13 protein-coding genes are annotated in these 12,884 nt (G+C 68.9%); 10 read left to right on the top strand and 3 right to left on the bottom strand.

Annotated features, from left to right (window positions below):
- The first annotated feature begins 225 nt into the window (after positions 1-225).
- On the top strand, positions 226-414 hold the full coding sequence (rpmB, locus tag WBL05_RS06815; RefSeq protein ID WP_424224668.1) for a 50S ribosomal protein L28: 189 nt from the start codon (positions 226-228) through the stop codon (positions 412-414).
- 130 nt (positions 415-544) lie between these two features.
- Positions 545-2,821 (top strand): ATP-dependent DNA helicase RecG, encoded by a 2,277-nt coding sequence (locus WBL05_RS06810; RefSeq protein ID WP_424224667.1) that lies wholly within the window; start codon positions 545-547, stop codon positions 2,819-2,821.
- Positions 2,822-2,848: 27 nt separating this feature from the next.
- On the opposite strand, the gene WBL05_RS06805 is transcribed toward WBL05_RS06810, so the two are convergent.
- Both WBL05_RS06805 and WBL05_RS06800 read right to left on the bottom strand, forming a co-directional pair.
- Positions 2,849-4,030, bottom strand: a complete 1,182-nt coding sequence (locus tag WBL05_RS06805) for a Gfo/Idh/MocA family protein (RefSeq protein WP_424224666.1) — start codon at positions 4,028-4,030, stop codon at positions 2,849-2,851.
- Between the two features lie 197 nt (positions 4,031-4,227).
- A complete protein-coding gene (locus WBL05_RS06800) occupies positions 4,228-4,653 on the bottom strand; it encodes a pyridoxamine 5'-phosphate oxidase family protein (protein WP_424224665.1) in 426 nt (141 codons plus the stop codon).
- 112 nt (positions 4,654-4,765) lie between these two features.
- Here WBL05_RS06800 and rsmD point away from each other — a divergent pair, with 112 nt between their 5' ends.
- Entirely contained in the window at positions 4,766-5,359 is a 594-nt protein-coding gene (rsmD, locus tag WBL05_RS06795; protein ID WP_424224664.1) for a 16S rRNA (guanine(966)-N(2))-methyltransferase RsmD, read from the top strand.
- Positions 5,360-5,363: 4 nt separating this feature from the next.
- On the top strand, positions 5,364-5,861 hold the full coding sequence (coaD, locus tag WBL05_RS06790) for a pantetheine-phosphate adenylyltransferase (protein ID WP_424224662.1): 498 nt from the start codon (positions 5,364-5,366) through the stop codon (positions 5,859-5,861).
- Positions 5,862-5,866: 5 nt separating this feature from the next.
- Here coaD and WBL05_RS06785 read toward each other — a convergent pair whose 3' ends face one another.
- Positions 5,867-7,204 (bottom strand): MBL fold metallo-hydrolase, encoded by a 1,338-nt coding sequence (locus WBL05_RS06785; protein WP_424224660.1) that lies wholly within the window; start codon positions 7,202-7,204, stop codon positions 5,867-5,869.
- Positions 7,205-7,474: 270 nt separating this feature from the next.
- Here WBL05_RS06785 and WBL05_RS06780 point away from each other — a divergent pair, with 270 nt between their 5' ends.
- The 6 genes from WBL05_RS06780 to smc form a co-directional block, all read left to right on the top strand.
- Positions 7,475-7,963 (top strand): YceD family protein, encoded by a 489-nt coding sequence (locus WBL05_RS06780; protein ID WP_424224669.1) that lies wholly within the window; start codon positions 7,475-7,477, stop codon positions 7,961-7,963.
- Positions 7,964-8,091: 128 nt separating this feature from the next.
- Positions 8,092-8,283, top strand: a complete 192-nt coding sequence (rpmF, locus tag WBL05_RS06775; RefSeq protein WP_424224658.1) for a 50S ribosomal protein L32 — start codon at positions 8,092-8,094, stop codon at positions 8,281-8,283.
- Between the two features lie 76 nt (positions 8,284-8,359).
- On the top strand, positions 8,360-9,037 hold the full coding sequence (gene rnc / locus WBL05_RS06770; RefSeq protein ID WP_424224657.1) for a ribonuclease III: 678 nt from the start codon (positions 8,360-8,362) through the stop codon (positions 9,035-9,037).
- Entirely contained in the window at positions 9,030-9,890 is an 861-nt protein-coding gene (gene mutM, locus WBL05_RS06765) for a bifunctional DNA-formamidopyrimidine glycosylase/DNA-(apurinic or apyrimidinic site) lyase (RefSeq protein ID WP_424224655.1), read from the top strand. The genes rnc and mutM overlap by 8 nt, the downstream gene beginning before the upstream one ends.
- A 54-nt stretch (positions 9,891-9,944) precedes the next feature.
- Complete coding sequence (locus tag WBL05_RS06760) at positions 9,945-10,526, top strand: GtrA family protein (protein ID WP_424224654.1); 582 nt, start codon at positions 9,945-9,947, stop codon at positions 10,524-10,526.
- A 2-nt stretch (positions 10,527-10,528) separates the two neighbouring features.
- Positions 10,529-12,884 (top strand): chromosome segregation protein SMC (smc, locus tag WBL05_RS06755; RefSeq protein ID WP_424224653.1); only part of this gene is annotated, 2,356 nt, incomplete at its 3' end.

Genomic DNA, 12,884 nt, shown 5'->3' with positions numbered 1-12,884 from the left:
TGCGACTGCAACACCGCTCGTCGCTGGGTCATGGTGAGCTCCATCCATCATGGTTCCACCCAGGCGGGCATCCTTGGATGAGGCAACGACCCCGCCCACGCGGGCATTCAGCATGAGTCAACTCGGTAATTTGGGCGATTGGTGGCCGGTTGGCTAAGATCGTCAGGTTGCGTCCGGTGGACGCTCACGATCCATATGTGGTTGACCGAAACGAGGAGTGCTCCCATGGCTGCCGTCTGCGAAGTTTGCGGTAAGGGCCCCGGCTTCGGGCACAACGTCCCCTGGTCCAAGAAGAAGACCAAGCGGCGCTGGGACCCGAACATCCAGCGTGTGCGGGCCGTCGTGGATGGCGCTCCCAGGCGCCTGCACGTGTGCACCGGCTGCATCAAGGCCGGCCGGGTCGTCACCCGCTGAGCCCGGGCCCTGGTGGCCCCGCACGACCGCTACGTCCGTCATCCGGTTCCGCCGGTGGCGGGCGTTTTGCCGCCTGCCCACCGTCCTGCGCACCCGGACCGTTGTCGGAGGCCGCGGATAGGCTGCCAAGGTGGCTGAGAAGAAGGGTTCCGGCGGTCAGGCCGGTGCCGGACGCGTTGTGACGCCGTGGCGCACCGAGGTCTACCGCAGGCTCGCCCAGCCGTTGGGTGCGGTACTTGGCGGACCGACCGCCCGGGCGCTGGAGTCGCTGAAGCTGCGCACGGTGGCCGACCTGCTGGGACACTTGCCACGCCGCTACCTGGCCGGCACCGAAACCACCGACCTGGGCGGGCTGGAGCCGGGTGAGGACGTCGCGGTGGTGGCGATGGTCAGCTCGATGGGCATCAGGCAGAGCCACTCGAAGACCCCCGTGCGGGGCGGCCGGGAGCGCCTCGAGGTCGTCCTGACCGACGGCACCGGATTCCTGCTGGCCACCTTCTTCGGACGGGAGCACCTGCTGACGTTCTGGCAGAAGCAGCTGAGCAGGGGCGTCAAGGGCATCTTCGTCGGCAAGGTCGGTGTCTTCCGGGGCCAGCTGCAGATGACCCACCCGAACTTCGTGATGCTCGACTCCCGCGGCCACATCGTGGGCCGGGCCAGCCAGGAGAAGTCGTCGATGGCGGCAATGGTGAGCCGTTCGGGGCTGGTGGGTATCTACCCGGCGAGCAGCAAGATCCCGACATGGCGGGTTGGCGAGTGCGCCAACTTCGCCCTGCAGACCCTGGACGACGCCCCCGACCCGATGCCCGCAGAGCTGCGTGAACGGCTGGGCCTGCTGAAGCTGCTGGACGCCTACAGCGAGATCCACCGGCCCGACAGCCTGGCCGGCGCCGAGCGCGGGGTGGCGCGGCTGAAGTTCGACGAGGCGTTGGCCCTGCAGGTCACGATGGCCTTCCGGCGGGCGGACGCCTCCCGGTACGTCGCGGTTGCGGTGCAGCCTCGCGACGATCGGCTGCTGGCTGCCTTCGACACCCGGCTGCCGTTCAAGTTCACCGCCGGCCAGCAAGCGGTGAGTGACGAGATCTTCGCCGACCTGGCCCGGCCCCGCCCGATGCAACGGTTGCTGCAGGGCGAGGTTGGCTCCGGCAAGACCGTCGTCGCGCTCCGGGCGATGCTGGCAGAGGTGGACGCCGGTGGCCAGGCAGCACTGCTCGCGCCGACCGAGGTGCTGGCCTGGCAGCACCTCGACTCCATTCGCGCGCTGCTCGGCGACCTGGGTGACGGCCAGGTGCTGGGCGCACCCGACCACGCCACCGAGGTGGTCCTGCTGACCGGGTCGATGACCGCGGCCCAGAAGCGGGAAGCGCAGGCCAAGATCGCCGACGGCCGGGCGGGCATCGTGATCGGCACCCACGCGTTGCTGTCCGAGCAGGTGGTCTTCGACGCGCTCGGGCTGGTGGTGGTCGACGAGCAGCACCGCTTCGGGGTTGAGCAACGCGCCGTGCTGCAGCGCAAGGCGGCACTGGCCCCGCACCTGCTGGTGCTCACCGCCACCCCGATTCCGCGCTCGATCGCCATGACGGTCTTCGGCGACCTCGAGGTCTCCACGCTGCGCGAGGTCCCGGCCGGACGGCAGGATGTCCAGACCACCGTGGTCTCGCTGCGGCGTCACCCCACCTGGCTCGGCCGCGCCTGGGAGCGGATCGGTGAGGAGGTGGCCCGCGGCCGACAGGTCTTCATCGTCTGCCCACGCATCAGCATCAGCGACGCCGACGTCTTCGCCGACGACGACCACCCGCCGAGCGCCGCGGTGGACGAACTGCACGCTCAACTGGCCCGCGGCCCGCTGCGCCACTTGTCGGTCGGGAAGTTGCACAGCAAGCTCACCACCGCCGAGAAGGACGCCACGATGGCCGCGTTCACCGCCGGCGAACTGGATGTCCTGGTGGCCACCACGGTGATCGAGGTCGGCGTCGACGCGCCGAACGCGTCGATGATGGTGATCATGGACGCCGACCGGTTCGGCATCAGCCAGCTCCACCAGCTCCGCGGCCGGATCGGCCGCGGAGCCCACCCGGGCGTCTGCCTGCTGGTGACCCACGTGGACGCCAACTCGGGCGCGGGGCAGCGGCTGGCCGCCGTCGCCGCCAGCCGTGACGGCTTCGAGCTGGCCGAGGTAGACCTGCAACAGCGCCGCGAGGGCGATGTCCTTGGCTCCACCCAGACCGGCGGACGCTCCACCCTGCGGCTGCTCAGCGTGCTGGACGACGCCGACCTGATAGCGCAGACGCGTCAGATCGCCGAGGAATTGGTGGCCGCCGACCCCGATCGGAGCAGCGACTGGCTGGCGGATCTGGTCACTGCAACCGAGATGAACGCCGCCGCCGACTGGTTGGAGCGCAGCTGACCGGCCCCTGTGCGGGCAGGAGCAGCGTCAGTCACGCAATGGAAAGCGCCCCTCGGCGGCGACCCGGGCGTTGAGTTCGGCCAGGTAACGGTCGCCGTCGAAGTCGGTCAGGTCGACGTCCTCGCCGGTCCAGGCCGACAGGTGCATGGCGTTGGCCAGCCGGACGCTGTTGATGCCCTCGTGGCCGTCGGCCACCAGCGGCGTCCCGTCGAGCAGGTGCCGGCCGAAGTTCTCCAGCACCAGGGCGTGCTGTTCGCCCCACACGCTGGAGTAGTGCCGGTGGCGGACGCGGTAGAACCGGGAGCGGTCGAAACCTTCGGAGGGCACCTTGGCGGCGTCGGCCGGGCTGATGCTGCGCGCGATCTGACGCTCGTCGTCCACGAAGTCCCAGATCGAGAGGTCGGCAGAGTTGTCGACGACGATCTTGGCCCGGTCGAACAGCAGCTCCAACCGGTCGGTGCCCACCAGGTCGGTGGTGCTGGTCATGAACGTCCCGCTGGGCCCGCCGGCGAACTGGACCAGGGCGTGCACCTCGTCGTCCACCGGGATGTCACGCCGGTAGCCGAACTGCACCCTGGCGAAGCAGCGCTCCACCGTCCCGCACAACCATTGCCACAGGTCGAGTTGATGCTGTGCCTGGTTGATCAGGACGCCGCCGCCCTCGCCACCCCAACTGGCCCGCCAGGGTGACAGGTTGAAGTAGGCGTCGGGGCGCCACCAGTGGGTGATCTGCCAGCTGGAGTGCCGCAGCCGTCCGTAGCGGCCGCTGTCGATCGCCTGCTTCAGTTCGGCGTACAACGGGTTGGTCCGCTGGTTGAACATCACCGCCAGCGTCAGGTGGGGATGCTGGTCGGCGACCTGCAGCAGTTCGGCCACCTGGTTGGTGTAGACGCCGACCGGCTTCTCGACCAGCACGTGCACCCCCGATCGGAGCGCCTCGATGCCGATCCGCGGATGCTCGTAGTGCGGGGTGGTGATGACGATCGCGTCCACACGCTGCGAGTCGAGCAACTCGCGCAGGTCGGTGAACAGTTGGACGTGGAGCCGGTCGGCCAACTGCTGGTGCCGGTCAATAGACCTGCTCGCCGGATTGGGGCTGCACAACGCGGTCAGGGTGAGCGACGGCACGCGTCCGGACGCCACCAGTTCGGCGTACAGCCGTCCCTGGGCGCCCACTCCCACCACTCCCAGCCGCACTTTCTCGACCACCGCTGGCCTCCTCGTGTCAGACGAAACCGACGCGTTCCGCCGGCGGCAGCGCGGCCCGGACTCCGGTCAGACCTGGCTCGACAGTCGATCGGCCAGTTCGCAAACGATGACGTCGGTCAGCCGATAGCCAAGCCAGGGCGCCTGCGGCATCAACGGTCGACCATCAGGTCGGCGACACCGATCTTGCCCGGCCACGGTCAGCCCTGAGTCGGCTCGGCCCCGAAGACGAAGTGCCGACCGCTGATCCCGATGGTCGGGCTGATCCGCACGAAGATCGTCTTGACCGTGGGGATCCAAGGCAGCAACGGAGCCTTCTTCGCCCGCGCCAGCTCCTGCTCATCGGTGATGCGCTCCGCGACGCCCTTCACCATGACGCTCCAGCCACCCTCGTCGGTCCAGCCATCGACCTCGAACACGACGTTGTTGTTCAGCGCAAGCTGATCCATCTTGCTGCCCTCGGCCGAGCGGAAGATGATCGACTCCCCGTCGACGTAGTAGTTGATCGGGAAGATCTCTGGCACATCATGCGCACTAACACCGAGGCGTCCGACCTCTTGGGAGGCCAGGTATCCCCAGCAGGAATCCTCCGGGATGATCGTCACAGGACTTTCGTTGTCTGCCATGCCCCCATTCAAGCGCAACCCGCCCGCCGATGTCAGCAGTAGCACCGGAGCAGCGTTCGGTGCCGGACCGACCAGCCCGGGGGTGCCCTTCACCCGCCGGTAGGCTTCCCGGATGACCAGGATCATCGCCGGCCGCTCCCGTGGTGTTCGACTGAGGGCTCCCGCCGGCGAGCGGACACGGCCGACCACCGACCGGGTCAGGGAGGCCTTCTTCTCCATGCTCACCAGTTGGGCGGGTGGCGAGGAAGCGCCGGTGCATGAGCAACTGGCCGGCATTCGGCTGCTCGACCTGTACTCCGGCTCGGGAGCGATCGGATTGGAAGCCGCCAGTCGGGGGGCGACGCTGTCGGTGCTGGTTGAGAACCACCGCAACACAGTCGAGCTGATCCGCCGCAACGTGGCGGCCACCGGGCTGGGCGAACGCGTCCGGGTGGAACCGGGCAGCGTGCCGACCTTTCTGGCCGGCGAACCGGAGGTATTCGACGTGGTGTGGCTCGATCCGCCCTACGACCTGCCCGGCCGGGAGGTCGATGCAGTTCTGACCCGGATCGCCGAGGGCTGGCTGGCCGATGACGGTCTGGTCGCGGTGGAACGGTCAAAGCGGGACGCGGCACCGCACTGGCCACAGAACCTGCCCGAACACTGGAGCCGACGCTACGGTGAGACCCAGTTGTATTTCGGACGTCCGGCACCCAGACTGAGGTGAAGCAATGACCAACCCCAGCAGTCAAGTTGTCCGCGCGGTATGTCCCGGGTCGTTCGACCCGATCACTCGGGGTCACCTCGACATCATCGGCCGCGCCGCCGCTGTCTTCTCCGAGATCGTCGTCGCGATCGGACGCAACACCACCAAGAACTACATGTTCGACCTCGACGAACGCATCCGGCTGTGCCAGGACGCCATCGCCGACCTGCCGAATGTGCGGGTCGCAGTCATCGAGGGCCTGCTGGTCGACTTCTGCCGCCAACAGGACGCCAGGGTGATCGTGAAGGGCGTGCGGTTCGGCTCCGACTTCGACTACGAACTCCAGATGTCCCAGCTCAACCGGCAACTGTCCGGCATCGAAACCGTGCTGCTCCCGGCCGGCCGCGAGTTCGGCACCATCTCCAGTTCGCTGCTGCGGGAGGTCGCCTACAACGGCGGCGACATCAGCCCGTTCGTCACCGACGCGGTGAACCAGGCCGTGCTGGCCAAGGTCGGCCGCTGACCGCGTCAAGGTCCCGACGCATCTTCCAGTCGCCTCTTGACGGTGGCCAGGTGGTGCTCCCAACTGGTCGCCAGGGTGCGCGCCAGCAGCGGCCCGAGCAGTCGCAGTGGGCCACGCGGCAGCAGGACGGTGCGCAGTGTTACCTCGCTGCCTGAACCACTGGCGCAGATGCGGCCCTCGAAGCGCACGTCAAGAATCCGGGACGCGCTGCTGGTCCGCCACCGGCTGGGCCGGTCGACCTCGTGGTAGGTGATGACCGAGTCGCCGACCGGCCCGGCGAACCGGACCTTGAACCGGCTGCCCGCAAGAAGCGGGCCGCCGGTGGCCGGCTCGACCGACAACAGCTTGTCATTCCACTCCCGTTCACGGCGGATGTCGGCCAGGTAGTCGAAGACCTCGGCTGGCGACCGCGCGATGGTCGCCCGGCTGACGATGGTCCGGCCGGAGGCCCGAAGCGAGCCGGCTTCGGCTCGCCGCCGAATGCCGTTCAGCATGCCTCGAACCATCACCCTGTTGCCGATACCCCAGAACGCCTGCGCAGCCCTCGCACCCACGCTGGCAGCAGGTACTGGGTGGGCGGCCAACCGGTTCGCAAACGCGGCCACCTTGTCGGCGGTGTCCGGACCGGTGAGCGGGAAGCCATGACCGCCGGCCAGCACGCGGGGCCGCAGACTGGCCAGAACCATGATCGACTCAGGGGCGCGGTCGGCGTCCCAGGTTGTGAACCAGGGCGGCCCGGAGAGCCGGGACGGTCGCCGCAGCAACCCGCGGATCGTGTCGATCCCCACGGTCACCAGCGCGTCCCCGCTCAACGGGACGCCATCGGAGCGGCGCAAGAATGACACGTGACCAGCGGTGTGCCCGGGGGTTGCGACGCAATCCCACCCAGGCAGCGGCGGGATCGGCTGACCCGGGGTGAGGCCGACTGCCACCTCCGCCAGGCTCGCCCGGTCGAGGATGTGTTGTCTGCGGCGTCGCCCGATGAGGCGCATGATCGGCAGGATGACCCAGCGGTCCAGCGGCATCGCGGTGGCCTGCATTGCGGCGAAGTCCCGCACTGCCACGGGCATCTCGTCGGCGCCCAGATAGACCGGGCATCCCCAATGACGAGCCAGGGCAATCGCGTCCCCTTCGTGATCCGGGTGCTCGTGCGTCAGCAGGATAGCTGCCGCAGCGGCGTCCTCCCCGAACACCGAAGCCGCCGCCCGCCGGATCATGGGCCCATCACCGGGCCAACCGGCGTCCACCAGAACCCACGAGTCCGGCGAACCAACGAGGTAGACGACGGTGCGGCTGAATCCCCAGGGCCCGACGCAGTGCACCCCGGGTGCCACCTGGCGCACGGGATACTGTGTCCTGCCGCGACGGCTCAACTCGAGCCTCGCTCGGGTTCTGGGCATCGGCTCGGAGTGGGCCTTGGCTGCATGAACGCGTGTCATGACGCCCTCCCGGATGGCGCAGGGTGTGCACCGATCGGCGGCGATCGGGTGGCCAGCCATTCTACCGTGATCCGCGCACCAGGGCATTCTTTGCTGCGGCTATAGGCTGGCGGGGTGAACGTGTACCAGCCCCTCGACCCGCGATCGCCGTGGGTGGTCGGCATCCACGAACTGATGCGTCGCCCGGGCGAGATGAAAACCTTCCGCAGCGAGATGCCCGCGCCAGCCGGCGTCGGAATCGGAATGATCTGGGTTCCCGAAGGCAGCCCGATCGACGTCGACGTGCGGCTGGAGTCGGTGAGCGAAGGTGTGCTCGCGACCGGCACGGTCTCGGCAGGCCTGGTCGGCGAATGCGCCCGCTGCCTGACCGAGGTGACCGACGAGCGCGACTTCGAACTGCAGGACCTCTACTACTACCCCGGCCGGCCCGCCGAGGAGGACGCCCTGTTCATCGTCGACGAGCACATCGACCTTGAACAGCCGATGCGCGATGCGATCGTCCTCGAACTGCCGTTCATCCCGCTGTGCCGCGAGGACTGCCTCGGCCTGTGCCCGGAGTGCGGCTTCGTCCTCAACGACGACCCCGACCACGCCCACCAGGCGCAGGTCGATCCCCGCTGGTCCGCGCTGCTGGAGCTCAAGGACCAGGTCGACCACACCTGAGCCACTGTTTTGCAGACGCTTCGCCGGTTGGTAAGGTAGGCAGGCGTGCGTCCCGACGGGCGCCAACAGATTTCGCCGACAGCGGCCCCGCGCACAGCCGCGGGTACCAATGATGAAGGAGAACCACCGTGGCTGTTCCGAAGCGGAAGATGTCCCGCAGCAACACGCGGTCCCGCCGTTCGCAGTGGAAGACCACCGCGGTGCAGACCGTCACCTGTGCCAATCCCGCGTGCCGGGAGCAGCACCTACCGCACACCGCCTGCCCCTCGTGCGGCCAGTACGGTCCGCGCGGCGATCGTCGTCAGGTCCTCGAGGCCTGACCTGCGCGTGGCCGCTGGGGGTGGCGCACGGACGTCACCGTCATTCACGTCACTGATCGAGGAGCTCGGTGTCCGGATGGACGCGGACCTCCTCGATCTTGCGTTGACCCACCGCTCGTTCGCCTACGAGAACGGGCAGATCCCGACCAACGAACGTCTGGAGTTCCTCGGCGACTCGGTGCTCGGCGCGATAGTCACCGAGCACCTCTACCGCACCTACCCGGACCTGGCCGAGGGTCAACTGGCGAAGTTGCGCGCCAAGGTCGTCAGCGCGGTCAGCCTGGCCGGAGTCGCCCGGAAGCTCGGCATTGGCCGGCTGGTCAAGCTGGGCCGCGGTGAGATCAGCACCGGGGGAGCGAACAAGACGTCCATCCTGGCCGACACCATGGAAGCGCTCATCGGGGCGACCTACCTGTCCAGCGGCCCGACCGGCGCTGAGCGGCTGGTGCACCACCTCTTCGTCCCACTGATCGACCACGCGGCCACCCTTGGCGCAGGGCTGGACTGGAAGACCTCGCTGCAGGAGGTGGCGGCCGCCCTCGGGTTGCCCGCCACGGTCTACCAGGTCACCGAGTCCGGGCCCGACCACGACAAGCGGTTCGACGCCTGGGCCGTACTGGGTGAGCGCCGGTTCGGGCCGGGCCATGGCCAGAACAAGAAGCAGGCCGAGCAGCAGGCCGCAGCCACCGCATTCAAGGCGCTGGACGCCGAACGTCGCGCCAGGGACGCCGAGGCGTCCGAACAGGATGCCTGAACTGCCCGAGGTGGAGGTCATCCGTGCCGGGCTGGCCCCCATCGTCACCGGGCGGACCGTCGAACGAGTGCAGGTGCTGCACCCCCGTCCGGTGCGGTTCCACCCGGCCGGTGTCGAGGGCTTCGCCGCCGAGTTGGCCGGCCGGACGATGGCCGAGCCGAGGCGTCGCGGCAAATACCTGTGGATACCGTTCGACGATGGTGACGCGCTGCTGGTGCACCTGGGCATGAGCGGCCAGTTCCGCTGGGATCCCCAGGACGCCGCGCTGCTGCCCAACACGCGGGTGCTGTTCGACTTCATCGGCAGCCAGTTCCAGCTCCGGTTCGTCGACCAGCGCATGTTCGGCGGCCTGCAGCTGTCGGTGGACGGGGCGGAGTTGCCCTCGCAGATCGCCCACATCGCCCGTGACCCCTTCGACCCGGGCTTCGACCCTGCGGCGGTGGCCCGGAGGCTGCGCGCCAAGCGTTCGACCGTCAAGCGGGCCCTGCTCGACCAGACCCTGGTCAGCGGTATCGGCAACATCTACGCCGACGAGACCCTTTGGCGCTGCCGAGTCCACTACGACCAGCCGACGGCCACCCTCGGCGAGCGTCGGGCCACCGAACTGCTCGGCACCGCCCGTGAGGTGATGGCCGAGTCGCTGGCCCAGGGCGGCACCAGCTTCGACGCCCTCTATGTAGATGTGAACGGCTCGTCGGGTTACTTCGGACGATCGCTGGCGGTCTACGGCCGCGAGGAGCAGCCCTGCGACCGGTGCGGTACCCCGATCGTCCGCGAACCGTTCATGAACCGCTCATCCTTCCGTTGTCCGCGCTGCCAGCGGCGGCCCAGGCGTCCCGGCGAAAAGCGATGACAACACAGCCGGCCACAAGCCAGCAGGCAGCTATTGGGGATAGGTTGGTTCGCCATGGGCAGTGAAGCGGATTCCAGACGCCGCGACTGGGGTCACACCCTGCTGGAGTTCATCAGGTTCGGCATCGTCGGCGGCTCCGGCGTGGTGGTCAACCTGGTGGTCGCCTACATCATGACCCAGCTCAACGGCGGCGTCAGCAACGACAACCGGATCCTGTTCGACCTGCCCGGACCGTATGCCTTCCGCTGGACGCTGCTGGTGTGGATCGTCGGGTTCCTGGTGGCGAACGTCTGGAACTTCCAGCTCAACCGGGTCTGGACGTTCCAGCGCGACCGGATGCGCGGCTGGTGGGAGGAGTTCTGGCCGTTCTTCGCCATCGGCCTGGTGGCGGCTGCCGTCGGTGCGGCGCTGAAGGTCGGCTTCACCAACCCCACCTCGCCTATCTACCTGCCCAGTCCTCCGTTCAACGACCACGAGGGTCTGCGGGCGCGCGCCTACTGGGCGCAGCTGTTCACCATCCTGCTGACCATGCCGATCAACTACTTGGTGAACAAGGTGTGGACCTTCCGGGCGATCCCGGACAAGCAACCGCGGACGACGCGGCGGCCCAGTCGACCCGCGGCGGGGGTCGGCTGAGCGTGTACCTCAAGAGCCTGACCCTGAAGGGATTCAAGTCGTTCGCCTCGGCCACGACGTTGAACTTCGAGCCCGGTATCACCGCCATTGTCGGGCCGAATGGCTCCGGCAAGTCGAACGTGGTGGACGCGTTGGCCTGGGTCATGGGTGAACAGGGCGCCAAGTCGCTGCGGGGCGGCAAGATGGAGGACGTCATCTTCGCTGGCACCACCGCCCGGGGTCCGCTGGGCCGGGCGGAGGTCTCGCTCACCATCGACAACACCGACGGCCTGCTGCCGATCGAGTTCACCGAGGTGACCATCAGCCGTACCCTGTTCCGGACCGGCGGCTCCGAGTACGCCATCAACGGCCAGACCGTGCGCCTGCTCGACGTCCAGGAGTTGTTGAGCGACACCGGCATGGGCCGCGAGATGCACGTCATCGTCGGCCAGGGTCAACTCGACCAGATCCTGCAGGCCAGCCCGGAGGCCCGACGCGGTTTCATCGAAGAGGCGGCCGGCGTGCTCAAGCACCGCCGGCGCAAGGACAGGGCGGTCCGCAAGCTGGAGTCGACCCAGACGAACCTGGCCCGGCTCACCGACCTGCTCACCGAGATCCGGCGCCAACTCAAGCCGCTCGGCCGTCAGGCCGAGGTCGCCCGCAAGGCCGCCAGCGTGCAGACCCAACTGCGGGACGCCCGGGCCCGGCTGCTGGCCGACGACATCACCCAGGCCCGGGCCGCACTGGAATCCGACCGGGCGGCCGAGCTGGCGCTGAAGGCGCAGCGCCAGCGCGCCGAAGCGGAGTTGGCTGCCGCTCGGGAGGCCGAGAACGCTGCCGAGCACGCCGTCGAGCAACTGAAGCCCCAGATCACCGCGGCCCAGGAGAACTGGTATGCGCTGTCCGCGCTGGCCGAACGGGTGAACGCCACCCGCCAGGTGGCCGCCGAACGGGTTCGGCATGGCGCCCAGCAACCGGTGGCGCGCAGTGGACGTGACCCCGAAGCCCTCGACCGGGAAGCCGAGCAGGTGCAGGCCGAGGAGGCTGAACTGGCCGAGCAGGTGCGACTCGCCGAACAGGCATTGGCGACGGCGACCAGCCGACGCGTCGAGGCCGAGCAGGCCGAGACCCTCGCTGCCCGGCAGTACGCGTCCCAGCTGCGGGCGATCGCCGACCGTCGCGAGGGACTGGCAAAGTTGACCGGGCAGGTCAACTCGCTCGAGTCGAGGCTGGAGGCATCCGCCGAGGAGGAGGCGAGACTGGCGTCCCGGCTGGCCGAGGCGATCAGCCGCGCCGAGGACGCCGAGCATCAATTCAACCAACTGGAGGGCCGGCTGACCGGAGTGAGCGCCGGCGAATCCGACCTGGACGCCGAATACGAGCAGGCCGCCGCTGCGCAGGCCGACGCCCAGGCCGAGTTAGTCGGGCTGCAGGAGCAGGAACGCGCAACTGAACAGCAGATGGCGACCCTGCGCGCCCGGATCGACGCGCTACGGGTGGGCCTGCAACGCCGCGACGGCTCGGGCGCGCTACTCGCCGGCGATCCGGTCGCGGGCCTGCTCGGTCCGCTGTCGGACCTGCTGTCTGTGGCACCCGGCTGGCAGACCGCGGTGTCGGCAGCCCTGGGCGCGGCCATCGAGGCGGTGGCCCTGACAGACCTGCCGGCCGCGCTGGGCGCCTTCGAACGGCTGAAGTCGGAAGACCTCGGCCGCGCAGTGATGCTGCTCGGCGACGCGCCGGTGCTTGACGAAGCCTGGCCGGCGTTGCCCGACGATGCCCGGTGGGCGATCGACGTGATCGACGCCGACCCGGACGTGCGGCCCGTGCTGTGTCGCCTGCTGCGCCTGGTCGCAGTGGTCGACGACCTGACCGCCGCCCAGTCCCTGGTCACCACCCACCCGGAGGTGACCGCGGTCACCGTCGACGGTGACCTCATCTCAACCTGGCTGGTGGGTGGCGGGTCGAGCAACCAACCGTCGTTGTTCGAGGTGCAGGCCAGCATCGACGAGGCCAGCTGGCAACTGACCGAGCTCAGCCACGCCGCCGAGCGGACGAGGTTCGCCATCTCGGCGGTCAGGCAGCGCCTAAGCCAGGCCGAGCAGGCAACCGGAGTCGCGTTGGAACGACTCCACGAATCGGACGCCCGGATGTCGGCGCTGACCGAACAACTCGCCAGCCTGGCGCAGGCCGGGCGAAACGCCCGCGCCGAGGCGCAGCGACTTGAGCAGGCGATCGCTGCGGCAGGCAGCAAGCGGGCGGCCGACCGGGCAGGGCTGGGCGAGCTCACCGAACGACTGCAGGCCGCCAGCGCGGCCACCGACCTGAACGAGCCGGACCCCACCGATCGGGACCGCGCCGCGATGCTCGCCCGGCAGGCGA

It is taken from the genome of Brooklawnia sp. (genome assembly GCF_049651565.1).
Classification (GTDB): domain Bacteria; phylum Actinomycetota; class Actinomycetes; order Propionibacteriales; family Propionibacteriaceae; genus Brooklawnia.
The sequence above is the reverse complement of the archived record's forward strand: the minus strand, read 5'-3'. Positions and strand labels throughout refer to the sequence as shown.